This is a genomic window from Colwellia sp. KS18-150 (assembly GCF_057551365.1).
On the sequence record NZ_BAAJMC010000034.1, the window covers coordinates 1 to 23994 of the forward strand.

Genomic DNA, 23994 nt, shown 5'->3' on the forward strand with positions numbered 1-23994 from the left:
CGTAAACAAAGTGGCGGAGTGGACGGGACTCGAACCCGCGACCCCCGGCGTGACAGGCCGGTATTCTAACCAACTGAACTACCACTCCGCAAAATCTGTTTACTCACAGCATCTTAAAATAAAGATGGTGGACGATACTGGGCTTGAACCAGTGACCCCCGCCTTGTAAGGGCGGTGCTCTCCCAACTGAGCTAATCGTCCGTCTCTGTGGGGGCGTATTATAGGCAGATCCAAAAAGCTGTCAACATAAAAGCTATTAAAATTGCTAATTATTTTCAAATATTGTGTTGTTTGATTTTTTTTTGTTCATTACGGCGTTTTTGTCTGCATTATTGTTAAATTTTATCCAGCACTTTCATACCCACTTGCAAACTAATGTGGTTAAAAGGTGAATTAACTTAAACACAATGCTAAAATGCCGCCAATTCTTGAGACCTATTTATCCCTCCTAAGTCATTATTAATAATACTTAGGCTTTTAATGTTGAGATTTTTATGACTTTAACTACTCGCTTTGCCCCTAGTCCTACTGGTTATTTACACGTTGGTGGTGCCCGAACTGCTTTATATAGTTGGCTTTATGCACAAAAAAACGGTGGCGACTTTATTTTACGTATCGAAGATACTGATATAGAGCGCTCTACCCAAGCATCAGTTGACGCCATTATGGATGGTATGAATTGGCTGAACCTTGAGTGGACACATGGCCCATATTTTCAAACTAAACGCTTTGACCGTTATAAAGAAGTTATTGAGCAACTATTAGCATCAGGTAATGCTTACCGTTGTTATAGTACGAGCGATGAAGTTGAAGTAATGCGTGAAGAAGCGAAAGCGAAAGGCGAAATTGAAAAGTACAATGGTCTGTGGCGTGAGCGTACAGATTACCCAACAGATAAACCATTTGTTATCCGCTTTAAAAACCCATTAGACGGTGATGTTGTTATTAAAGATATGGTAAAAGGCGATATCACCATCAGTAACGAACAATTAGATGATTTAATTATTGCTCGCTCTGACGGTACACCTACCTATAACCTAACGGTTGTTGTTGATGATTGGGATATGAAAGTTAGCCATGTTGTTCGCGGTGATGATCATATTTCAAATACACCAAAGCAAATTAATATCTTAGCGGCTTTAGGGGCGGACATTCCTGAATATGCGCATATCCCAATGATTTTAGGTGATGATGGCAAGCGTTTATCAAAACGTCATGGTGCGGTTGGTGTAATGCAATATCGTGATGATGGGTATTTACCTGAAGCTTTATTAAACTATTTAGTACGTTTAGGTTGGTCTCACGGTGATAAAGAGATATTTTCTCGAGAAGAAATGATTGAGCTTTTTGATTTGAAAGACTGTAATCGTGCGCCTTCAGGTTTTAATACAGACAAACTTATCTGGGTTAACCAGCATTATATGAAAACGATGGATCCTGAATATGTTGCGAGTCATTTAGCTTGGCATATGAAGAATCAAAATATTAATACTGAAAATGGTCCCGCACTCGCGGAAATAGTAAAAATCCAAGCGGATAGAGTGAAAACATTGAAAGAAATGGCTGAGATATCTCGCTATTTCTATGAAGACTTTACTGAGCTTGATGCTAAAGCCGTTAAAAAACATTTACGTCCTGTGGTTAAAGAGCCGCTATTATTAGTGAAAGATAAACTAGCTGCGTTGGCTGATTGGCAACCGGCATTAATTCATGCTGCTATTAATGATACAGCAGAAGAGCTAGAAGTAGGTATGGGGAAAGTTGGGATGCCGCTTCGAGTTGCAGCAACAGGTGGCGGAAATTCACCTTCTCTTGATATTACCTTGGCTTTACTTGATAAAGACAAAGTACTCGCTCGTATTGATCAAGCGCTAGTTGTGGTTGAAGAGCGTATTGCTGCCGGTTAGTTAATAGTAAAGTTAGGAGAAATAAGTGCAATTTAGTGATTTTGGTTTAGAAAGCCGTTTAATGAGTACTGTAGAGCATCTAGGCTTTACGGCGCCCACAGAAATTCAGCAACAAGCAATACCTGCAGCAATGCAAGGGCATGATCTTATTGCGTCATCAAAAACGGGTTCAGGAAAAACGCTAGCATTTATTATTCCTGCTTTACAGCGTTTAGCCAAAAATCGTGCCTTATCAAAGCGTGATCCCCGTGTGGTTATTTTAACGCCAACACGAGAGCTAGCTAAACAAGTTTTTAGCCAGTTACGTTTATTCACCGCTAACACTCAGTTTAAAGCCGTGTTGGTTTTAGGTGGTGAAAACTTTAATGATCAAGTTAAAGTACTTGAAAAGGATCCCCACTTTATTGTTGCGACACCTGGTCGACTTGCTGATCATTTAAGTCAAGGTCACTTTTACTTAAATGGTCTAGAGTTATTGATTTTAGATGAAGCGGATCGCATGCTTGATTTAGGCTTTGCAGAACAATTAAGTCAAATTAATAAAGCAGCAGATCATAGAAAGCGTCAAACACTGTTATTCTCAGCGACATTAGATCATGCGCAAGTGAATGATTTTGCACAAGAGTTACTGAAAAAACCAAAGCGTATTGCTATAGGTGGCGCTTTTACTGAGCATCAAGATATTAACAAACGGTTTTATTTAGCTGACAACCTTGATCATAAAGAGGTGTTGTTACAGCACTTTCTTGCTGATGAAGATTATCAGCAAGCCATTATTTTTACGGCAACGCGAAGTGACACTGAACGTTTAGCAAATTTACTTAGTGAGAAAGAGCTAAATGCAGTAGCGTTAAGTGGCGAATTAAATCAAAGCCAGCGTAACCAAATAATGGAGTCGTTTAGTAAAGGGCAGCATAAATTATTGGTTACTACAGATTTAGCCTCTCGAGGCTTGGATTTAGTCAATGTCTCTTTAGTGATCAATTTTGATATGCCAAAGCATACTGAGGAATTTATCCATCGTATTGGCCGTACTGGTAGAGCAGGCAGTCAAGGTGATGCTATTGCTTTAGTTGGTCCTAAAGATTGGTTAAGTTTTAAAAATGTTGAAGGCCTATTAGAGCAAACGATAAACTTTGATCACGTCGACGGATTGAAAGCAAAATTCAAAGGTTTAAAACCGAAGAAAGCTGCCCCTAAAACCGTTAAGAAAAAAGTCACTAACCAAGATAAATCCAAATCGACAAAAGCGAAAAAAGCGACAAAGAAAGTATTTCATGTTGCACAAGACGTGGGTGATATGCCAATTATTAAGCGTAAGAAACCATTGTCTGCACAACAGCTTGAAGAAAATGGTGCTGATGAAGTTGACTAATATTTAGCTTTTTAATAGCTATCGCTCACTTATTGATAGCTATATGTCGTCAATTTATACTGATGAACGGGCATAAAATTTAAATTTTAAACAGTTAGCTTGAATATTGTTCATGTATTTAGTTAGCTGTTTAAAATAGTCTACCTATCTGATTTATAACCCCTTTGAAGGTGAGGCAAAAATGACAAATATTGGCAGTTGTTTATGCAAAGCAATTACTTTTCAAGTTGAAAAATTTCAAGGCCCAGTCGGGCATTGTCATTGCACCATGTGTCAAAAGTTTCATGGCGCTGCTTTTTCCACCTTTGTAGAAACTAAACAACGAGATTTACACTGGTTATCCGGTAAGGAATTATTGAAAGAATACAGAGCTGATAATGGCGCAGTAAGATCGTTTTGCTCTTGTTGTGGCTCAAGCTTATTATTTGAATCTAGATTTAACCGGGAAGATGACACCATAGAAATAGCATTGGCGGCATTTGATAAGCTTGAGCCTGTACACGCTGACGCGCATATTTATGTTGAGTCTAAAGCGGATTGGTTTGAAATTAACGATAACCTATCTAAATTTAAACAATTCCGCCGTTAATTAGTGTGCAATTATTCTATTTTTACAAAACAATAGTTATTCCGCTATCAATTGAGTAACGTTAAAGCTCGAATTATTATTGCCTAACTTATCTTTTAAGTAAGGTAACATCTCATGCATTTGCTTTGCTAATTGCCATGGTGGATTAACAACATATAATCCTGTACCTGTCATACCATATTCATCAGTATCTGCAGATAAACAAAACTCTACTTGCAGTAAATTCTTTACTTCGCTGTTTATAAAGTGAGTTGTCATATTATCGACTAACTGACGTTTAACCACGGGATACCAGAGAATATAGGTACCAGTTGCAAACTTTTTATAGGCTTTAATAATCGTATCTACCGCTTTTAAGTAATCTTCCTTTAATTCATAAGGGGGATCGATTAGCACGACACCTCGACGGCTCGGTGGTGGTAATAATCCTAAAACACCTTGATAGCCATCACTTTGTTTAATGAATGCCTTTTTCCAACGATAGCAAAAGTCCGTTAGGTGCTGTATATCTGTTGGGTGTAATTCAAATAGGTGAGTACTATCTTGTCTGCGCATAAAGCGTTTAGCGATACCCGGAGAGCCGGGATATATCTCAAGATCGTTAATTTCGCTATTTGGATTTAATTCATTAATAACATCAATATATGGCTGCAATGCTTCTGGATGGTCGGTTTCTTTAACTAATTTAGCTATACCATCTTTATACTCACCGGTTTTTTGTGCATATTCATCATTGAGTTGGTACATGCCAGCACCTGAATGACTGTCAATGTAATGAAAGCCTTTTTCTTTGCGGGTCATATAGTCAAGTACTAGTGTTAAGACACTATGCTTTAATACGTCTGCGAAATTTCCGGCATGGAAGGCGTGGCGATAACTGAGCAAAATAAGTCCTTAAATGATGTTTAACAGATGAAATTGAGCCGATGTTTATAACACTTGGTCTGTTTATATCGGCTCATAATAATCGAACTATGCTTTGTTAGCTAAATACTCATCATAAGTTCCGGCAAAATCAATATATCCTTCTTGGGTAATTTCGATAATACGGGTAGCGATAGTTGAAACAAACTCTCGGTCATGGCTAACGAAAAATAACGTACCTTCATACTGCTCTAAGGCCATATTTAATGATTCGATAGATTCCATATCCATGTGGTTCGTCGGCTCATCGAGCACTAGAATGTTAGGCTTTTGCATCATTAGCTTACCAAATAGCATACGACCTTTTTCACCACCAGAAAGTACGCTTACATTCTTTTTGATATCATCCGCTGAAAAAAGTAATCGACCCAAGTAACCTCGAACGGCTTGCTCGTCATCAGTTGGTTGACGCCATTGGCTCATCCATTCAAACAAAGTCATGTCTGTGGAAAATTCGTATTCATGATCTTGCGCGTAATAGCCGATGTTGACGTTTTCAGACCAAGTATACTCACCTGAGCTTGGCTCATAGCCCACTTCATTCATTAAAGTACGTAAAAAGGTGGTTTTACCTATACCATTTTCACCAATGATGGCGACACGTTCGCCCACTTCAACTAGCGCTGAAATATCTTTTAATATATGAGCTTCATCGAATTTTTTATTCAGCTGCTCAATAACTAACGCGTTACGAAATAGTTTTTTCTCTTGTTCGAACCGAATGAAAGGGTTACTACGGCTAGATACTTTCACTTCTTCTAATTGAATTTTATCAATTTGTTTAGCACGCGATGTCGCTTGTTTTGCTTTTGATGCGTTAGCTGAGAAACGTGCCACAAAGGCTTGTAACTCACCTATCTGAGCTTTTTTCTTCGCGTTATCAGCCAATAAACGGGCTCTTGCTTGTGTTGCAGCCAACATGTATTCATCATAATTTCCAGGGAATACACTCAACTCGCCATAATCTAAATCGGCCATATGAGTACAAACACTGTTTAAGAAATGTCTATCATGAGAAATAATGATCATGGTTGAATCACGTTCATTTAGAGTGTCTTCAAGCCATTGAATAGTGTGAATATCCAAGTTGTTAGTTGGCTCATCAAGTAACAAAATATCGGGGTTTGAAAACAACGCTTGCGCTAAGAGAATACGTAATTTAAATCCCGGTGCTATTTCACTCATTAATCCATAATGCTGCTCAACAGGAATACCAACACCGATAAGTAATTCACCTGCGCGACTTTCGGCGCTATAGCCATCCATTTCAGCATACTCAGATTCTAAATCACCAACTTTCATGCCGTCTTCTTCACTCATTTCTGGTAAAGCATAGATGCGATCGCGCTCTTCTTTAACAGCCCATAGCTCGGTATGACCCATAATAACTGTATCAATAACACTGTTAGTTTCGAAAGCAAACTGATCTTGGCGTAATTTACCTAAACGTTCTCCGGTATCTAAACTGACATTGCCAGATGTTTGCTCTAAATCACCACCTAAAATTTTCATAAAGGTAGATTTACCACAACCATTTGCACCGATTAAACCATAACGGTTACCGCCACCAAACTTTTGCGAAATGTTTTCAAACAGAGGCTTAGCCCCAAATTGTTGAGTGATGTTGTTTGCTGCTAACACAATTTATATCCTTTATGTCTTTATCAAGTGGAGTAATTCGTTGTCAGAAGTGTTCATTTACCTTAAATAGATTGACACAACTTTCTTGAATTTCCGGCATTCATTAAATATTAATTACTTTTGTCTTTGACCATAAACCTTTTTAGATTTAGGTTTGTGATGCTTTTTGCTTTTATTTTGTTCAGAAAACTGATCATTGCTAAAGCGTGTTAAGCCTTTTTGTTGTTTACTATTATTTCTTTTTTGCCCTGGGCTTGTTTTATTGCCTCTGGCATTATTTTTACCTTGTCGTTTACTTTGCTCAACATTACGTTGTTCACTGCGAGTTTCTCTAGGAACTAGGCAGTTTGGCGCCGAGCCAATTAATCGGCTAAGCCCCATTTTTGTCAGTGCTTGACGGATTTCAGGCCAATTGTTGGCATCATGGTAGCGTAAAATAGCTTTATGTAGTCTTCGCTGAATGGCTCCTTTAGGAACGGTGATTTTGCCACCTTCTTTTGCAAGGTTCTTACTGGTTACATTTCGTAAAGAGTTTAGTTCAGTATGATAAAGGGTGGTTGCGTTTGCCAAAGGAGAAGGGTAAAAGTTTTGAACTTGATCCAATTTAAAATTATTTTCTTTTAGCCACAAAGCTAAATTGACCATATCTCTGTCACTCGTTCCTGGATGAGCGGAAATAAAGTACGGAATTAAATATTGCTTTTTACCGGCCAGCTTTGAGTAATGATCAAACATTTCTTTAAATTTTTCATAGCTACCCATACCTGGCTTCATCATATTATTTAATGGCCCTTCTTCGGTATGCTCAGGTGCTATTTTTAAGTAACCACCCACATGATGACTGGCTAATTCTTTTACATAGTCGGGATCTTGAATAGCAAGATCATAACGCACACCTGATGCAATCAAGACTTTTTTAATGCCTTTTACTTTTCTCGCTTTTCGATAAAGCTCAATGGTTGGTGTGTGGTCAGTATCAAGGTGACCGCAAATAGTTGGCCAAACACAAGAAGGCTTACGACAAGTTGCCTCAGCCTTTTCACTTTTGCAATTGAGTTGGTACATGTTGGCGGTAGGGCCGCCTAAATCTGAAATAACACCAGTAAAACCAGGCACTTTCGCTTTGATATCTTCAATTTCGTTGATGATAGATTCGTGAGAGCGTGATTGAATTATGCGGCCTTCATGTTCGGTAATAGAACAAAAAGTACAACCACCAAAACAGCCTCGCATAATATTTATCGAGGTTTTGATCATGTCATAAGCGGGAATTTTAGCCTTGCCATAACTTGGGTGCGGTACGCGCTGATAGGCGAGTCCAAATACACCATCCATTTCAGCTTCAGATAACGGTGTTGCCGGTGGGTTTAACCAAATAATGCGGTTACCATGACTTTGTACTAAAGGTTTAGCTGAAGTAGGGTTAACTTCTTGATGAAAAATACGAGAAGCATGGGCATACATTACTTTATTATCTTTTACCTGCTCAAAAGTGGGTAAATTAATATAGGTATCTTCCCAAGGTTTGGCTTTTTTCTCCCAACTAGTATTACGGCTATAAGCTGACTTGTTTTCGGCTAATTCAGTAATACTTATTACTTGGGCTGTTTTAGTGACATCTGTTGATTCATCTAATTCAGCTGAGCTCTCGCTACAAGTAGTAGGTGTGATTTCTTCATAAGGGCTAATGATAGGGTCTATTTTACCTGGTCTGTCGATATCTCGAGAGTCAATACCTTTCCAGCCCGGAAGTGCTTGATTGGCTAAAAAGGCGCTACCACGAACATTGGTAATTTCTTTTACATTCTCCCCGCGTGAAATTCGGTGGGCAATTTCTACCAGTGGACGTTCGGCATTTCCGTAAATTAAAAGATCGGCTTTTGAGTCAAATAATACTGAACGGCGAACTTTATCTGACCAATAATCGTAGTGGGCAATACGACGTAAACTGGCTTCAATGCCGCCAATAACAACCGGCACGCCTTTAAAGGCTTCTTTACAACGTTGAGTATAAGCAGTTACAGCTCTGTCAGGGCGCTTACCACCTTCATCGTTAGGTGTATAAGCATCGTCGTGGCGCATTCGACGTTCTGCTGTATAGCGGTTGATCATTGAGTCCATATTACCGGCAGTTACCCCAAAAAATAAATTGGGTTTACCAAGCTCCATAAATGCATCTTTAGAGCGCCAATCAGGTTGCGCAATAATTCCTACACGAAAGCCTTGAGACTCTAACATTCGGCCTATAATCGCCATACCAAAGCTAGGATGATCAACATAAGCATCACCGGTAACAATAATAATATCGCAACTATCCCAACCTAAAACATCCATCTCTTTTCTAGACATAGGAAGAAAGGGGGCTGTTCCATAGCACTCTGCCCAATACTTTGGGTATTCAAATAAGGCTTGTGGTTGTGCTTGATTCATAGTTTGCTCTATTAAAAATGATAAATAATCTACCCTAAAAGTAGGCGCGCGATTATAGCAAAAAAGCTGGGGTTTTTCTAAAAGAATCTGCAGTTAGTATAGGTAAAACCTTGTTATTATTCCTTTACAATAAATTGTATACAATTTTGGCTGTGGATATTTACATCTGTGATTGCTTTTGCTCTAATCATGCCACAAAAATATTTCCCTAAGAGATAACGAAAATGAAATTAACTCTCATCAGTACCGCGATAGTAACAGCTTTCGCGTTAACGGCATGTAGTCAAGATAATAATAAGCCTAAAGAGAAAGCTGTACAAAATACCGTTGAAGTAGAACAAGCAAAAAAAAGCTCTCAAGCGAATGAAAGTGTTGATGCTCTATACCTACAAGCCAAGCAAGTGTTATTTAAACAAAGAGCACCAGAAGCAACAATGTATGGTTTAACTAGCCAAGATGTAGGCATTGATTTCAGTGGGCAGTTAATTGATTTTAGTCCAGAGAATGAGGCTAAATTACGCAAGGATTTGGCTGATATTTCTTCGAAAATTGCAGCATTTCAATTGTCATCGTCTACCAGTACTGATATTGACAATCAGCAAGTGATGGCAGGTATTAGCCAGTATTATGCTGGCCATAAAGATTTTAGCATCGGCTATATTGATATGTGGATGGGGTTATCACCATTTATAGTTAATCAAATAAATGGGCCTTTAATTGATATTCCTCGTATTATGCAAAACGATCAACCAATTACCACGGTACAAGAAGCCGAAGATTATATTGCTCGCTTGGCGCAATTTGGTCAAATGGTTGCTAGTATTGAAGCGAAAGTTAATTTTGATAGTGCTCAAAACTGGTTACCACCGGTAACGACAGCACAAGGTGCTTTAAATTACTTACAAGGTTTTATTAGCGCAGAGCCTAGTGAGCATGTTTTTGTTATTCATTTCAAAGATAAAATTGCTTTAGTAGATTCATTGTCAGCAGAACAAAAACAAAAGTTAACAGAGCAGGTGATTGATAAAGTCACGACAGTTGTTTATCCCGCATACCAATCAATCACGAAAGTAGCAGAAGCGTTAGTTAACAACTCTCGAAGTGAAGCCGGTGTTTGGGCACAGCCAAATGGTGGAGCTTATTATCAAGAAGCTATTAAGCAGTTAGGTGATAGCACATTAACTGCTGATGAAATTCATCAAGTGGGCTTGGACGAAGTAAAACGCATTAGTGCTGAGATGAATGCCATTCTAGTTAATGAGGGGTATAAAGAAGGCACTGTTGGCGAGCGTATGGTGGCACTAAATGAGGAAGAGCGTTTTCTCTATGAAGATTCAGAAGCTGGACGTGCGCAGTTACTAGCAGATCTTAATGGCTATATTGATGAAATAACCGAGACTATGGCTCCGGTATTTAAAACTAAGCCTAGTTACCAAGTGCAAGTTCGCTCTTTTCCTGTCGAAATTCAAGACGGTGCGCCAGGTGGTCAGTACAGTCCTCCATCGGTTGATGGCTCGAAACCAGGTATTTATTGGATTAACTTACGTGACATGAAAGCTAATCCTAAGTTTGGGTTAAAAACATTAACCTATCATGAAGCGAATCCAGGACATCATTGGCAAGTCGCGCTAAATATGGACCAAGCGTCATTACCTTTTTTACGCAGAATTGCGCCATATAATGCTTTTGTAGAAGGGTGGGCACTTTATTCTGAACAAGTAGCTCAAGAGCTGGGGATGTATAAAGATGATCCATTCGGAGATTTAGGCCGTTTACAAGCAGAGTTATTTCGTGCGGTACGATTAGTGGTTGATACTGGCATGCATCATAAGCGCTGGACACGTGAGCAAGCTATTAGCTATATGAGTGAACAAACGGGTACTGCAGAGTCCGATGTTGTTGCTGAAATCGAACGATATATCACATGGCCTGGGCAAGCATTAGGCTATAAGCTAGGTATGTTGAAAATTTTATCACTACGTGAACAAGCGAAGAGTCAATTGGGTGATAAATTTGATTTAAGCGCGTTTCATGATGTGGTACTGCTGGGTGGTGCAGTACCAATGGCGGTATTAGATCGAAATGTTAATCAGTGGGTTAAAGAGCAGCTATAAAGATAAGTCTTAACCCCTTAGTTAAAATAGTAGCCATGAGTATGGAAATACTCGTGGCTTTTTTATGTTCAAAGATAAAAGATCAACAGACCTTCATTTTGTCATCTAATGTAAAGTGCGTTTTTTCAACAGTACGCATTGGGTTTTTCCTTCACATGCAGAGTTTTCTAGTTGGGTAATTTCATCTTGTTTAAAGCTAGTATTTGATAGAATTACTGCCGAGCAATTCCCTTTACTTAGCACTGATTTAATTTGTGCTAAGTCTACTTTTGTTTGGTACTTGTCGACACTTTTATAATTTACCATCAATATTTTTGATACATCAACATTATGCGTTTTTGCCAGTTGCTCTATTGAACTTTCTTCTGGGTTAATGAATAAAACCCACTTCTTTTCTTGGTTATGTTGTTGGCAAATGTTTGCGTACTGAGTAGACAATTCAAAATCATTATTCACATTAGTATGTTGTAACCAGGATAAATTCACAGTTGCCTCTATTGCAGTAGAGTTTTTTATTGTGTTGATTTTATTGATATTTGTATTGAACATAATGAATACCTTGTAACTAGATTAAGTAAAAATAGATATACTGTATGGATGTACAGTATATCTATTTTGGCTAGTATTCAAGCATTATTTTTCATTTATTTTATTCATTAATACTCAAAGCTAGACTTACTCAGGCAAAGTAATACCAATACGCATAAGAAAGTGAACACTTGTTTTTGATAAATGATATAAAGCTTTTGTTTTTGAAATTTTGAATAAATTGAAATTTTTATAGCTAGTTTTTGAGATCGCTAAGAATGATCTTAGTAGTGACTAAAATAGGTAATGGAATAAATTTAAGAGAGAGGAGGTTTAAAGGTTAATTATAAATTATTGATGGAGGTGTTAGTCGTAATTTGATAACAATGACTGCTGAAAACTCCACGCAATAAATCGGCTTACTTTTTGCCCTTGTGCCATTTTTATGATTTGAACACGGGTAACTTTTGCTTTTTTTAGTGATAGCTTTAATGACGATAAATGATCTTTCTTCGACACCAAACAAGTAAACCAAAGCACTTGTTCACGGTAGTGCTTACTTTCATTAATCATTTTTCTAATAAATGCTAATTCACCACCTTTACACCACAGCTCCGCTTTTTGACCGCCGAAATTTAGCTCACTCTTGGCTGGTGTTTTTGTGGACTTGTTTAAGTTTTTCCACTTTCTATCTGTACCAGCACTCGCATCAGCTAAAGATTTATGAAACGGAGGGTTACATAGTGTTAAGTGGTAAAACTCATCAGGTAAGATAATATTTTTAAAAATATGGTTACTATCATTTTGTAATCGGCAATTGATGAGTGAGGCTAACTGTTTATTTGCACTGATCGTTTTATTTGCCGACTTTACTGAAATAGGATCGATATCTGAAGCCACAAATTTCCAGCCATACTCGCTTGCACCCAATAGAGGATATATACAACTCGCACCTGTACCTATATCTAATACAGAAATATTTCCTTCAATATTACTTGAGATTATTAAGTCGTTTAGATAATGGATGTAATCAATACGCCCAGGAATAGGTGGGCACAAATAACCTTTGGGGAAATCCCATGCTTGTATTTGATAATGTTTTTTTAACAAAGCTCGGTTGAGCTCTTTTACCGCTTCCGCTTTACTGAAATCTATGGTGTTTTGTTGGTTATGCTTGTTTTTTATTACATAAGCCGATAGCGGCTCATGAGCTTTCATAAGCTCTGTAAAGTTATAACCTTGACGATGTTTATTACGTGGGTGCAACACGTTCTTACTGGTCATTATTTTGGTTGAGTGCCAATTTTAAAGTATCCATTACTACTAAATTGGACAACTTGTTGACGTTTTTTACCAAGTAGAATAGGGCCGTCATCCATAAAGAGAAAATTTTTCCAACAACGTTTAAATGTCGCCCAAGTAGTTTCAATGACATTGTCCCTACTTGAACAATAGTAAACAACCGTATTATTATCCCAAGCAATATGTGAAGTAATTAACTCTGGCAAATTATCTTCATCACTATCCCAAATGCCTTCCCATTTACCTTGCTCTTGCCAATTACTTTTATCATCAGGCCAATCACCTTTTTTGAAAAAGTCAGGATGATCAACTTGACGACTAATGAAGGTATCCCACAATACATTAGCACGCTCTTTAGCCATGGGTTTTATCTTCGTAAAGTCAGCCTCACTTATAGGTAAGCTTTTATGTTTGAAAACCCAAACATTTTTTAATTGTGCTAACGGGATGTAACTCATTAATGTGACTCTAACTTGTGATTGAATGAAAACAGTAGAAGTATAACTAGCCTAGATTGAATTAGTAAGAAATAAAATAACTACAATTACTTCCTATAGTATTTTTAGGCTAAGTCTTAAGACAAAAAAAAAGAGTTACCTGATGGTAACTCTTTTTCTATATATGGTGCGCGGTAAGTGATTCGAACACTTGACAACTCGCAAGTCAGGCGAGGACTCTACCACTGAGCTAACCGCGCAAAGAGAAGTGCATTTTACTGATAATTCACAAGGGCGCAAGTGGTTTTGTTTAAATAAATAAGAATTATCAATAAACTTGGTTTGTTTGCTTGTTTTTAAAGCAAGTTAATTGATAGCGGCTAAACGTTGTTGGATAACTTTTAATCGCCATGCAAGTAATACCGCTGCTGTTGTTAATCCGGTAATAAAACCTATCCAGAATCCATAAGGTCCCATTTCAGGTACTATCCAGTCAGTAACGCCTAATATTAAGCCAACACTTAAACCTACTAACCAATACGAAACAAAGGTAATGTATAAAATAGACTTAGTATCTTTGTAACCTCTAAGCGCGCCAGCAGAAACAACTTGTACCGTATCAGAAAATTGATACAAGGTAGCAAGTAACATGATATTGGCTGCAAGCTCAATAACAGGCCATTCAGTAGTATATATGCTGACAATAGGCACCCTAAATAGCACAGTAATAACGGCGGTAAAAACAGCGAGCAACAAGCCTAAAATAATAGCATGGCTAGTAAAATCTTTTGCTTGTTGATGATCATTATGACCTAAGGCGTAACCTACTTTTATCGTGGTGGCCATTGCTAAACTTAATGGCACCATAAATATCAAACCGCTAAAGTTTAAGGCTATTTGATGGCTCGCAACCACCTCTGCGCCAAAAGGCACTAGAATAATCGCGACAATAGCAAAAAGGCTAACTTCAAATAATAAAGACAACGCAATAGGAATACCTAAGGAAAGTATACTTTTAATTTCTCGCCAGTTTGGCCAATAAAACTTATCAAATAATGTGGCTTGTTTTAGCACCTTGGAGCTAAAGGTATAAATAAGCATGCTGATAAACATTGCCCAATAAACAAGAGCGGTTGCAATTCCACAACCAGCACCACCTAATGATGGGGCACCAAACTCGCCATAGATAAAAATATAATTGGCGGGAATATTAACAACTAGGCCAATGATACTAATTACCATAGTAGGTTTAGTATAAGAGAGGCCTTCAGAATAATTTCTTAACACTAGGTACAAACAATAGCCTGGTGCTCCCCAAACGATATAGCGTAAATAATCAAACAATAAAGGTTTTAAATTCCCTTCAAGTTCAATACTTGGGGCAATAAGAGGGGCGAGTAAGTAATATAGCCCAATAAGCGCTAATCCTAATACCAGAGCGATCCAAGCCGTTTGGTAGGTTTGTTCACTAATCGCTGTGAAATTTTTAGAGCCGGCAAGCTGAGAGACAATAGCCGCAAGTGCCATAATTAGCCCATATACGGTTAATATCAGCGGCAACCAAATACTATTTGCTACGGCAACTGCGGCCATATCAGTTGCACTGACACGTCCAGCCATCACAATATCAACAAATCCCATTAAATTTTGAATTAATTGGGCAATTAAAATGGGATAAGCCAGCTTTATTAAGCTTTTAGTATTCGATAAAAAAGAAGAAAAATTCATTAGTATTACGCTTGCGATAGGCAAAGTTAAAAAGAGCCTAAAAGCGACACTTCAATAATCAATCCGTTTGGTATGAGCTATCATATTGAAGAAGGAGGAACCAAGCAAGATATAGCTGCTGGTTATAAGAAATATTATTAAAACACTTGTTCGTCGTCACTATCGATTGCTAGTTGAATTTTTTGATGGTATTCATCAATATGTAGTTTATAGTGGATTTCTCTGCAACAGGCAGGGCATTCATCATAAAAATCTTGATCTCCACCAGAAGAATCTAAGGTAATACGTAAATGATGGCCGCAATGTGGGCATTCAATACGCTCTTCACTTATCTCTTTAGGCATAATCAGAACCTGTAAAAATATCTTACTTCTAAGTATGGCAATTTTGACTAGTTATGCCACATGTATTGCGTTATTTATCTCATTTAACTTAATGAGTAACAATCGACATAATGCGAGATAAGGTGGCTTTTGCTTGTTCTATATAAATACCACCAAAGATATTGGCATGATTTAGAACATGATAAAAATTGTATACCAATTTCCGTTGTTCATAGCCTTTATCAAGAGGGTACTCAGCTTGATAACCATGATAAAAATCATCGGGGAATTGCCCGAATAATTCCGTCATGGCAATATCAACTTCTCTATCGCCAAAATAACAAGCGGGATCAAATATCATCCCCTGTTCAAAAGTAAAACCGGTATTCCCTTGCCATAAATCTCCATGCACTAAGCATGGAGTTACATAATGATGGAGTAGGGCGTCGTGACAAGCTTTAGCAATGTAATCAATGTCACCCAAAATAATTGATTTTTCACTTAATAACTGTAATTGCCAAGCGATACGCTGCTCAGAAAAAAAGGTACTCCAATTGCTACTCCAGTGATTAGGTTGAATGGTGTTGCCAATAAAGTTGTCGTGTTGCCAACCAAACTGTCCATGAGAGGTTTCTTGATGCATTTGAGCGAGCTGTTGCCCCAGTTGATACCAAAGCACAGGTTTTGCTTTGCTAAAATCTATATAATCAAGCACCAAAAAACTTTTGTCTAAGCTGATACCTAAAGTCGTTACATCAGGGCAGGCGATATTGGTGAGGGATTTTAATTGTTGTAATGAATAAGCTTCCGCTTGGTAATTGATTAAGTTTTCTTTACTGTTTAGCTTAATAAAGTAACTTCGCTTACCGTCTGAAATTTTATATGACAAGTTAAGAGGGTGATCATTAACATCAATAAGGGCATTGCTAGAAATACCAGCAGATAAAGAAACCTTCTCGGTTATCATAAATGGCAAGGCTGTTTCGTCGCTAATAGCTTGCTCAATAACATGCCACATAGTTTAACCCATTTATTGGCCATATTTTAATTTAGTATAGCTGTTTTTAATCAATTCACCTTTCTTTGCTTTAAATGCAATCTCTTGTTTCAACTAACGATGACTATCAGGTAAAATAGTATTTTTATCTTCCCTGTTTATCTGGACTTCAACACATGCTGCGTTTAACCGAAATTAAATTACCTTTAAATCACCAAGATGATGCTATTGAGCAAGCAATATTACAAAAATTGGCGATTGATAAAGCTGACTTAATTGAATTTACTGTTTTTAAGCGTGGATATGATGCTCGTAAGAAAAGTAAAATTTTACTGATTTATACTTTAGATTTAAGCACAACAAAAGATGCCTTGTTGTTAGAAATATTTAGTAAAGATCCCCATGTTAAGCCCACGCCAGATATGGAATATAAATTTGTAGCTCAAGCACCAAAAGATTTAAAAAAACGACCTGTTGTTATTGGTATGGGGCCTTGTGGCCTATTCGCAGGTTTAGTATTAGCACAAATGGGCTTCAAACCAATTGTGCTAGAACGTGGTAAAGAAGTTAAAAAGCGAACTAGAGACACATTTGGCTTTTGGCGTAAAAAAATTCTCAATACCGAATCTAATGTACAATTTGGTGAAGGTGGCGCGGGTACGTTCTCTGATGGCAAACTTTATAGCCAAGTGAAAGATCCAAAACATTATAGCCGTAAAGTATTAAATGAATTTGTTGAAGCAGGGGCTCCCGCTGAAATTTTGTATGTTAGTAAACCTCATATTGGTACTTTTAGATTAGTGATGATGGTTGAAAGTATGCGAGCAAAAATTATTGAGTTAGGTGGTGAGGTTCGTTTTGAACAAAGAGTGGAGCAAATTCATTTTGAAGAGGATGAATCGATCACTTTTGATGAAGAAGCATTAAACGATTTTAGTGCGAAACAAGTAATAGGTTTAACATTAGCCAGTGGTGAGAAAATTGAAACAGACCATATTGCTCTCGCTATAGGCCACAGCGCTCGTGATACCTTTAAAATGCTTCATGATGAAGGTGTTTATATAAAAGCAAAACCATTTTCAGTAGGCTTTAGAATTGAGCATGAGCAGTCTGTGATTGATGAAGCACGATTTGGTGAAAACGCAGGTAATGAAATCTTAGGGGCTGCTGATTATAAGTTAGTTCATCACGCCAGCAATGGCCGAAGTGTTTATAGTTTTTGTATGTGCCCAGGTGGCACCGTAGTGGCTGCCGCATCAGAAGAAGGGCGATTAGTTACTAATGGCATGAGCCAATATTCTCGAAAGGAGCATAATGCGAATAGTGCTATTGTTGTGGGTATTGAGCCGAAAGACTTTAACGGCTCTGACGTACTTGCAGGTATTGAGTTTCAACGTCGACTAGAAGAAAAAGCTTATCATATGGGGGGAGATAATTATGATGCCCCTGTACAGCTTGTTGGTGACTTTCTAGCCGGAAGTAAAACGGGAGAGCATGGTAGTGTTACACCTTCATATAAACCGGGTGTTACATTTTGCGATCTTAGTGAGGCTTTGCCTGAATACGCGATCACTGCGATTAGAGAAGCTTTGCCTGCTTTTGAAAGAAAGATCAAAGGGTTTTCTATGGATGATGCCGCATTAACGGCAGTGGAAACTCGAACGTCTTCACCTATTCAAATCACTCGTAATAAACAAAGTATGCAAAGCTTGAATACCAAAGGGTTATTTCCTGCAGGGGAAGGGGCCGGTTATGCTGGAGGGATTTTGTCAGCGGGCATTGATGGAATTAAAATTGCTGAAGCTATCGCATTATCAATTTTGGCTGATAAATAATTAACCTTAACTGATCACAAAATGTCTAGTGTTGGTTTGAGTGGTTAATAATTTACTCATTTCCTCAACGCAAAGCGGCTTACTAAATAAATAGCCTTGTCCAAAATCGCAGCTTAAGCCTTTTAATTGATTAAGCTGCTCTTTAGTTTCAATGCCTTCAGCAACGACTTTTAAGTTTAATGCGTGAGACATAGATATTACTGCTTTAATTAACGCTTTTCCTTTATAGCTATCGGTCATTTCGTTGATGAAGCTACGGTCAATTTTGAGAACATCAAAAGGATATTTTTGTAAGTAACTTAACGATGAATAGCCGGTACCAAAATCATCCATCGCCATTTTAATACCAAGGCGAGTAATGCTTTCTAATAGTTGTTCGACATTATTGTGACCTGATAGTAAAACACCCTCAGTAATCTCTAATTCAAGAGATTCTGGAGAGACGCCTGTTTGTTTTAAACTCGCTTTAATAATATCAATCAGGTACATGTCTCTAAATTGTCGTGGTGATAAATTGACGGCTATTTGAAAGTTTTGGTTGAATTTCTTTTGCCAAATAGCGGTTTGTTTTAAAGATTCTTGTAAAACAAATAAGCCTAGCTGGCTAATAACACCAGTATGCTCAGCAATGCTAATAAATTCATCGGGGGGGATGTTTCCTAACCTTGGGTTATACCACCGAATAAGGGCTTCAGCCCCCATTATTCGTGAGCTGTTTAGATCTATCTTTGGTTGATAATGTACATAGAATTCATTTCTTGCTAAAGCACCATGGAGTTGCTCTTCTATTGCTAGTCGTCGTTGTGCACATTCATTCATTTCTTTGGTGTAATAATAATATGTATTTCTGCCGCATTCTTTTGCGGCGTACATAGCAGAATCAGCGAAACGTAATAATTCAGAAGCATCGCTAGAGTCATTGGGATAAACAGCGATGCCAACACTGGTTGTTAACAGCAGCTCTCTGGAATCAATAACAAACATATCTCTAAATTGTCGCAATAAATTTTCGACGATAGGCTGAGCCTCTTTACTGTCTTTCAATCCTCGCAATATAACAACAAATTCATCACCACCTAGTCGTCCAACAGTATCAACACTACGCACAACATGCATTAATCGCTCGGCAGCATCTATTAATAATTGGTCGCCTATCTCATGGCCTAACGTGTCATTCACTTTTTTAAAGTCATCTAAATCTAAAAAAAGAAGCGCAACAAGCTCACCATTTCTTTTGGCATCTTCACAAGCTATTGTTAGTCGGTCTAAGGATAAAAAACGGTTGGGTAAAAATGTTAATGAATCAAAATGAGCCTGATGAATCATCTTTTCTTCATGTTCTTTTTGAATACTGATATCGGAGTGAGTACCAATAACACGTAAAGGTGCGCCTTTCTCATCTCGTTCAACAATTTTTCCTTGCCCTCGAATCCACATATAGGAGCTATCTTTTCGTAAAAATCTAAACTCAATGTCGTAATTGTTAATAGCGCCAGTTAGATAAGAGTCGAAGCTCGTGGTAGCTTGAACATAGTCATCCTTATGAACTCTTTTTTGCCATTCTTCAAGAGCAAAAGGGAACTCATTTTTTTCATAACCAGCCATGGTATAATATCGTTCATCAAATGCCACTAATCCTGTATCAATATGGCAATCCCACACTCCATCATTAGCAATTTGCATTATCATGCTATTGCGCTTTTCGTTTTCACGTAATGCTTTTTCAGTTGCAATGCGATTAGTGATATCTTGCACTGTACTAATGACATACTCTGTGGATGCGAGCTGAATTTGGCGTTTCACTATTTCAGCAGTAAAAGTATCACCACTTTTTTTTCTTAACACCGTTTGTTTTGGTATGCTCTCATTTGAAGTTTTATGGGCTTCTAATAAAGGGGAGCTTTGTTGGGGCACTATCAGTTCAAGATCACTCATAGTTAATAACTCTGGTTTTGTGTAGCCCACCAATTTGCAGAAATATGGATTAACAAACACATAATTGCCATTGATATCAGCAACACTTATTCCTTGATTTGACTCATTAACCAGTGTTTCGAAAATAAGTTTATTATCGATTGATAATGTAGAGCTTTCTATAGACATAAATCCATCTAGTCGCAAGTAAGTAAATTTATTGTAAGTTTAAATAATAGCTCAATTTTCATGATTTTTTAGTTTTTGTATCAGTTTGAAGTAATATTTCTTGTGTATAGAGAGCAAGGCTTTTACAATTGCTGCATTATTAATAGAAAACAAACGTTAAAGGGCTATTCAGCTCTTTTTTCTGTTTAAAACATAACTAAACAATTTTCATGTGACACTTGGTATGTGCCACCACTGATAAGGAAAATTTCATGCCTGTAATAACTCTCCCTGATGGTTCAACTCGTTCTTTCGACTCTGCTGTATCTGTAATGGATGTCGCATTAGATATCGGTCCAGGACTTGCTAAAGCTACCATTGCTGGTCGTATCAATGGCGATTTAGTTGATGCTTGTGAATTAATTGAAGCAGATGCTGCTTTGCAACTTATCACCAATAAAGATGATGAAGGTTTAGAAATCATTCGTCATTCTTGTGCACATTTATTGGGGCATGCTATTAAGCAATTGTGGCCAGATACAAAAATGGCGATAGGTCCTACCATAGATAATGGTTTTTATTACGATGTCGATTTAGAACATACTATCACTGAAGATGATTTAACTAAACTTGAAAAACGTATGACCGAATTAGCGCGTACTAATTATCAAGTAGTGAAAAAGGTTGGCTCTTGGCAAGTAGCTCGCGATACGTTTGAAGAACGTGGCGAAACCTACAAGCTTGAAATTTTAGATGAAAATATTTCAAAAGATGACACGCCAGCTTTGTACCATCATGAAGAATACATTGATATGTGTCGTGGCCCTCATGTGCCAAGTATGCGTCATTGTCATCATTTTAAATTAATGAAGCTTGCTGGTGCTTATTGGCGTGGCGATAGCGACAATAAAATGTTGCAGCGTGTCTACGGCACCGCTTGGGCAGATAAAAAGCAGCTTAAAGCTTATATTCAACGTCTTGCAGAAGCAGAAAAGCGTGACCACCGTAAAATTGGTAAAACATTAGACTTATTTCATTGGCAAGAAGAAGCGCCAGGTATGGTGTTTTGGCATAATGATGGTTGGACAATTTACACTGAGTTAGAAAAATTTGTTCGCGAAAAATTACACGAATATGACTATGACGAAGTAAAAGGTCCATTAATGATGGATCGTGTACTTTGGGAAAAATCTGGACACTGGGATAAATATGGTGACGCCATGTTTACCACCACATCGGAAAAGCGCGAATATGCGATTAAACCGATGAACTGTCCAGGTCATGTACAAATATTTAATCAAGGTTTGAAATCTTACCGTGATTTACCACTTCGTATGGCTGAATTTGGCTGTTGTCATCGTAACGAACCTTCAGGGTCATTACACGGGTTAATGCGAGTACGTGGTTTTACTCAAGATGATGCGCATATCTTCTGTATGGAAGAGCAAGTGCAAAGTGAAGTTAGTAAATGTATCCAAATGGTTTATGACGTTTACCGTACTTTTGGTTTTGAAGATATTATCGTTAAACTGTCAACACGTCCTGAAAAACGTATAGGTAGTGATGAAATTTGGGACAAAGCTGAAGAAGGTTTAGCTCAAGCGCTTAAAGATTTAGATATAGAATTTGAATACCTACCAGGTGAAGGCGCATTTTACGGTCCTAAAATTGAGTTTACTCTACAGGATTGTTTAGGTCGTAACTGGCAATGTGGCACAGTACAATTAGATTTTGCTTTGCCAGAGCGTTTAGGTGCAACTTATGTCGGTGAAGATAACGAAAGATATACTCCGGTGATGATTCACAGAGCAATTTTAGGTTCATTAGAACGTTTTATTGGTATTTTAATCGAAGAGTACACAGGGAAATTCCCAACTTGGTTATCGCCAATTCAAGCAACAATTATGAATATTACCGACAAACAAGGTGAATATTGTGAAAAAGTTGTTAAAAAACTAAAAGAAAATGGCTTTAGAGCAAAACTAGACTTGAGAAATGAGAAAATAGGCTTTAAAATCCGCGAGCACACTTTAAAGAGAGTTCCTTACCTTTTAGTTGTCGGTGACAAAGAAATGGAAGCAGGCGAAATTGCTGTTCGAACTCGAAGTGGTGAAGATTTAGGAAAAATGTCTGTTGATGACTTCATTGCTAAGTTAAGTGAAGAAGTTAAAACACGGGTATAAATAAAGTTTTAGTCGCAAGTTAATGGTAACGAGCAGATTAAATATAATTTGAATTTTCTAAGTGTTAATAAATTTATCACTTAGAAAGTAGAGATTTTTTTTGAATTTGAGGAAAAAGCGCGGAGTTGACGAATGTCAATGAGCACTTTTGACAATAAAGTCAAAACAAAGATCAATTTATAAGTAAATAAAAAGGTTTCTGTAGGAGGAACATGGCTATTAAAGGTGGACAACGAGGCGGGCAAAAAGAGCCAGCACATCGTTTAAATGAGTTAATCACTGGTATTCCAGATAATCAAATACGTTTAATTAAGTTTGACGGAGAAGCTGGTGGCATTGTTTCATTAAATGAAGCATTCGACCAAGCTGATGAAGCTGGTGTAGATCTTGTTGAAATAAGCCCTACGGCTAAACCTCCTGTTTGTCGTGTCATGGATTACGGCAAGTTTCTTTATGAGAAATCTAAAGAGCAGAAAGAGCAACGCAAAAAGCAGAAACAAATACAGGTTAAGGAAATTAAATTCCGACCTGGTACAGATGAAGGCGATTATCAGGTTAAATTACGTAACCTGAAACGCTTTTTAGAAGGCGGCGACAAGGTCAAGGTTACATTACGTTTCCGTGGCCGTGAGATGGCCCACCAAGAGCTTGGTTTAGAGCTACTAACTCGCGTTAAAAACGATTTAGCAGAGCTAACCGTAGTTGAATTCTTTCCGCGTAGAGCGGAAGGGCGTCAAATGGTGATGGTTCTAGCCCCTAAAAATAGATAATCTTTGGTTTGACAAGTAATTAGGGTTTAATTTTTAATTAAAACCTAATTCACCAATTTTATCTTTACGCTGGTAGTACAGGCTTGCAAGTAAATTGACTTCTAACATTTCGGTGTAAAAAATCAATTTCGCCCTCGCTACTTAATATTTGGCATATGCCTATCCTTAGGGTTTGGTATAAATTAAAGAGTTATTAACATGCCTAAAATGAAAACCAATAAAGGTGCTGCAAAGCGCTTTAAAAAAACAGCTTCTGGCTATAAGTTCAAACAAGCTGGCTTACGTCATATCTTGACTAAACGCCGTACTAAAGTTAAGCGTCATTTACGTGCTAAATGTATGATCGCTGCTTCTGATATTGCATCAGTTAAAAAACTTTTACGTCACGGTTAATAGGAGAGATAGAAAATGGCAAGAGTAAAACGTGGTGTACAAGCTCGTGCACGTCATAAAAAAGTTCTAAAGCAAGCTAAAGGTTACTACGGTGCCCGTAGTCGCGTTTATCGCGTTGCTTTTCAAGCTGTAACTAAAGCTGGACAATACGCTTACCGTGACCGTCGTCAACGTAAACGTCAATTCCGTCAACTTTGGATTGCTCGTATAAACGCAGCAGCTCGTCAAAATGGTTTATCTTACAGCCGTTTCATTAATGGTCTTAAAAAGGCTTCTATTGAAATCGATCGTAAGATCCTAGCTGACATCGCAGTATACGATAAAGCAGCATTCACATTCTTAGTAGAAAAAGCGCAAGCTTCTTTAGCTGCATAAGAATTGAATACAGACTTGAGAAAGGACGCCTAGTGCGTCCTTTTCTTTTTTTTGTACTATT

General features: G+C 37.8%; 19 protein-coding genes and 3 tRNA genes. 9 read left to right on the forward strand and 13 right to left on the reverse strand.

The window, feature by feature from the left end; all coding sequences use genetic code 11:
• Positions 1 to 11 precede the first annotated feature (11 nt).
• Positions 12 to 88: transfer RNA gene (locus AC27IF_RS19735), tRNA-Asp, on the reverse strand.
• Positions 89 to 125: 37 nt separating this feature from the next.
• Positions 126 to 201 (reverse strand) — tRNA-Val (locus AC27IF_RS19740).
• Positions 202 to 494: 293 nt separating this feature from the next.
• On the opposite strand from AC27IF_RS19740, the gene gltX reads away from it, so the two are divergent.
• The 3 genes from gltX (at position 495) to AC27IF_RS19755 (ending at position 3871) form a co-directional block, all read left to right on the forward strand.
• A complete protein-coding gene (gltX, locus tag AC27IF_RS19745; protein WP_487056070.1) occupies positions 495 to 1907 on the forward strand; it encodes a glutamate--tRNA ligase in 1413 nt (470 codons plus the stop codon).
• Positions 1908 to 1932: 25 nt separating this feature from the next.
• Entirely contained in the window at positions 1933 to 3282 is a 1350-nt protein-coding gene (locus AC27IF_RS19750) for a DEAD/DEAH box helicase (RefSeq protein ID WP_487056071.1), read from the forward strand.
• Positions 3283 to 3463: 181 nt separating this feature from the next.
• Positions 3464 to 3871, forward strand: coding sequence for a GFA family protein (locus AC27IF_RS19755; RefSeq protein ID WP_487056072.1), 408 nt, complete (start codon positions 3464 to 3466; stop codon positions 3869 to 3871).
• 36 nt (positions 3872 to 3907) lie between these two features.
• Here AC27IF_RS19755 and AC27IF_RS19760 read toward each other — a convergent pair whose 3' ends face one another.
• The 3 genes from AC27IF_RS19760 to AC27IF_RS19770 form a co-directional block, all read right to left on the reverse strand.
• The gene (locus AC27IF_RS19760; protein WP_487056073.1) at positions 3908 to 4756 is read right to left on the reverse strand and encodes a 23S rRNA (adenine(2030)-N(6))-methyltransferase RlmJ; all 849 of its coding nucleotides are present in this window, start codon (positions 4754 to 4756) and stop codon (positions 3908 to 3910) included.
• 87 nt (positions 4757 to 4843) lie between these two features.
• Positions 4844 to 6436, reverse strand: a complete 1593-nt coding sequence (locus AC27IF_RS19765; RefSeq protein ID WP_487056074.1) for an ABC-F family ATPase — start codon at positions 6434 to 6436, stop codon at positions 4844 to 4846.
• Between the two features lie 114 nt (positions 6437 to 6550).
• On the reverse strand, positions 6551 to 8866 hold the full coding sequence (locus tag AC27IF_RS19770) for a YgiQ family radical SAM protein (protein WP_487056075.1): 2316 nt from the start codon (positions 8864 to 8866) through the stop codon (positions 6551 to 6553).
• Positions 8867 to 9090: 224 nt separating this feature from the next.
• On the opposite strand from AC27IF_RS19770, the gene AC27IF_RS19775 reads away from it, so the two are divergent.
• The gene (locus tag AC27IF_RS19775) at positions 9091 to 10980 is read left to right on the forward strand and encodes a DUF885 domain-containing protein (protein ID WP_487056076.1); all 1890 of its coding nucleotides are present in this window, start codon (positions 9091 to 9093) and stop codon (positions 10978 to 10980) included.
• A 105-nt stretch (positions 10981 to 11085) separates the two neighbouring features.
• On the opposite strand, the gene AC27IF_RS19780 is transcribed toward AC27IF_RS19775, so the two are convergent.
• The 7 genes from AC27IF_RS19780 to AC27IF_RS19810 form a co-directional block, all read right to left on the reverse strand.
• Positions 11086 to 11529 carry a hypothetical protein gene (locus AC27IF_RS19780; protein ID WP_487056077.1) on the reverse strand — a complete coding sequence of 148 codons (444 nt, stop codon included), beginning with the start codon at positions 11527 to 11529 and terminating at the stop codon, positions 11086 to 11088.
• 345 nt (positions 11530 to 11874) lie between these two features.
• A complete protein-coding gene (rlmF, locus tag AC27IF_RS19785; RefSeq protein ID WP_487056078.1) occupies positions 11875 to 12792 on the reverse strand; it encodes a 23S rRNA (adenine(1618)-N(6))-methyltransferase RlmF in 918 nt (305 codons plus the stop codon).
• Positions 12792 to 13268: a DUF2947 domain-containing protein gene (locus tag AC27IF_RS19790; RefSeq protein WP_487056079.1), complete on the reverse strand. Its 477-nt coding sequence runs from the start codon at positions 13266 to 13268 to the stop codon at positions 12792 to 12794. Before AC27IF_RS19790 ends, rlmF begins: the two co-directional genes overlap by 1 nt.
• A gap of 164 nt (positions 13269 to 13432) precedes the next feature.
• A tRNA-Val gene (locus AC27IF_RS19795) sits at positions 13433 to 13507 on the reverse strand.
• A gap of 106 nt (positions 13508 to 13613) precedes the next feature.
• Positions 13614 to 14975, reverse strand: a complete 1362-nt coding sequence (locus AC27IF_RS19800; protein ID WP_487056080.1) for an MATE family efflux transporter — start codon at positions 14973 to 14975, stop codon at positions 13614 to 13616.
• A gap of 137 nt (positions 14976 to 15112) precedes the next feature.
• Positions 15113 to 15319, reverse strand: a complete 207-nt coding sequence (locus AC27IF_RS19805) for a CPXCG motif-containing cysteine-rich protein (RefSeq protein ID WP_487056081.1) — start codon at positions 15317 to 15319, stop codon at positions 15113 to 15115.
• Between the two features lie 88 nt (positions 15320 to 15407).
• On the reverse strand, positions 15408 to 16316 hold the full coding sequence (locus AC27IF_RS19810) for a fructosamine kinase family protein (RefSeq protein WP_487056082.1): 909 nt from the start codon (positions 16314 to 16316) through the stop codon (positions 15408 to 15410).
• Between the two features lie 155 nt (positions 16317 to 16471).
• On the opposite strand from AC27IF_RS19810, the gene AC27IF_RS19815 reads away from it, so the two are divergent.
• Positions 16472 to 18130: an NAD(P)/FAD-dependent oxidoreductase gene (locus tag AC27IF_RS19815; RefSeq protein WP_487056083.1), complete on the forward strand. Its 1659-nt coding sequence runs from the start codon at positions 16472 to 16474 to the stop codon at positions 18128 to 18130.
• A gap of 6 nt (positions 18131 to 18136) precedes the next feature.
• Here AC27IF_RS19815 and AC27IF_RS19820 read toward each other — a convergent pair whose 3' ends face one another.
• Positions 18137 to 20233 (reverse strand): sensor domain-containing protein, encoded by a 2097-nt coding sequence (locus AC27IF_RS19820; protein ID WP_487056084.1) that lies wholly within the window; start codon positions 20231 to 20233, stop codon positions 18137 to 18139.
• 251 nt (positions 20234 to 20484) lie between these two features.
• Between AC27IF_RS19820 and thrS the strand changes: the two genes are divergently transcribed.
• The 4 genes from thrS to rplT all read left to right on the forward strand — a co-directional run bounded on the left by thrS (position 20485) and on the right by rplT (position 23933).
• On the forward strand, positions 20485 to 22395 hold the full coding sequence (gene thrS, locus AC27IF_RS19825) for a threonine--tRNA ligase (protein ID WP_487056085.1): 1911 nt from the start codon (positions 20485 to 20487) through the stop codon (positions 22393 to 22395).
• A gap of 212 nt (positions 22396 to 22607) precedes the next feature.
• Positions 22608 to 23165 carry a translation initiation factor IF-3 gene (infC, locus tag AC27IF_RS19830; protein ID WP_487056086.1) on the forward strand — a complete coding sequence of 186 codons (558 nt, stop codon included), beginning with the start codon at positions 22608 to 22610 and terminating at the stop codon, positions 23163 to 23165.
• A 198-nt stretch (positions 23166 to 23363) separates the two neighbouring features.
• Positions 23364 to 23558: a 50S ribosomal protein L35 gene (rpmI, locus tag AC27IF_RS19835; protein ID WP_487056087.1), complete on the forward strand. Its 195-nt coding sequence runs from the start codon at positions 23364 to 23366 to the stop codon at positions 23556 to 23558.
• Between the two features lie 15 nt (positions 23559 to 23573).
• Positions 23574 to 23933: a 50S ribosomal protein L20 gene (gene rplT / locus AC27IF_RS19840; protein WP_118959002.1), complete on the forward strand. Its 360-nt coding sequence runs from the start codon at positions 23574 to 23576 to the stop codon at positions 23931 to 23933.
• Positions 23934 to 23994 lie beyond the last annotated feature (61 nt).

What these genes read in the sequence shown, in the direction of transcription:
- gltX (WP_487056070.1), top strand. Translation starts at nt 495, where the DNA reads ATGACTTTAACTACTCGCTTTGCCCCTAGTCCTACTGGTTATTTACAC.
- rlmF (WP_487056078.1), bottom strand. Translation starts at nt 12,792, where the DNA reads ATGACCAGTAAGAACGTGTTGCACCCACGTAATAAACATCGTCAAGGT.
- AC27IF_RS19810 (WP_487056082.1), bottom strand. Translation starts at nt 16,316, where the DNA reads ATGTGGCATGTTATTGAGCAAGCTATTAGCGACGAAACAGCCTTGCCA.
- AC27IF_RS19790 (WP_487056079.1), bottom strand. Translation starts at nt 13,268, where the DNA reads ATGAGTTACATCCCGTTAGCACAATTAAAAAATGTTTGGGTTTTCAAA.
- AC27IF_RS19770 (WP_487056075.1), bottom strand. Translation starts at nt 8,866, where the DNA reads ATGAATCAAGCACAACCACAAGCCTTATTTGAATACCCAAAGTATTGG.
- AC27IF_RS19775 (WP_487056076.1), top strand. Translation starts at nt 9,091, where the DNA reads ATGAAATTAACTCTCATCAGTACCGCGATAGTAACAGCTTTCGCGTTA.
- AC27IF_RS19780 (WP_487056077.1), bottom strand. Translation starts at nt 11,529, where the DNA reads ATGTTCAATACAAATATCAATAAAATCAACACAATAAAAAACTCTACT.
- AC27IF_RS19820 (WP_487056084.1), bottom strand. Translation starts at nt 20,233, where the DNA reads ATGTCTATAGAAAGCTCTACATTATCAATCGATAATAAACTTATTTTC.
- infC (WP_487056086.1), top strand. Translation starts at nt 22,608, where the DNA reads ATGGCTATTAAAGGTGGACAACGAGGCGGGCAAAAAGAGCCAGCACAT.
- rpmI (WP_487056087.1), top strand. Translation starts at nt 23,364, where the DNA reads ATGCCTAAAATGAAAACCAATAAAGGTGCTGCAAAGCGCTTTAAAAAA.
- rplT (WP_118959002.1), top strand. Translation starts at nt 23,574, where the DNA reads ATGGCAAGAGTAAAACGTGGTGTACAAGCTCGTGCACGTCATAAAAAA.
- AC27IF_RS19805 (WP_487056081.1), bottom strand. Translation starts at nt 15,319, where the DNA reads ATGCCTAAAGAGATAAGTGAAGAGCGTATTGAATGCCCACATTGCGGC.
- AC27IF_RS19815 (WP_487056083.1), top strand. Translation starts at nt 16,472, where the DNA reads ATGCTGCGTTTAACCGAAATTAAATTACCTTTAAATCACCAAGATGAT.
- AC27IF_RS19755 (WP_487056072.1), top strand. Translation starts at nt 3,464, where the DNA reads ATGACAAATATTGGCAGTTGTTTATGCAAAGCAATTACTTTTCAAGTT.
- AC27IF_RS19800 (WP_487056080.1), bottom strand. Translation starts at nt 14,975, where the DNA reads ATGAATTTTTCTTCTTTTTTATCGAATACTAAAAGCTTAATAAAGCTG.
- thrS (WP_487056085.1), top strand. Translation starts at nt 20,485, where the DNA reads ATGCCTGTAATAACTCTCCCTGATGGTTCAACTCGTTCTTTCGACTCT.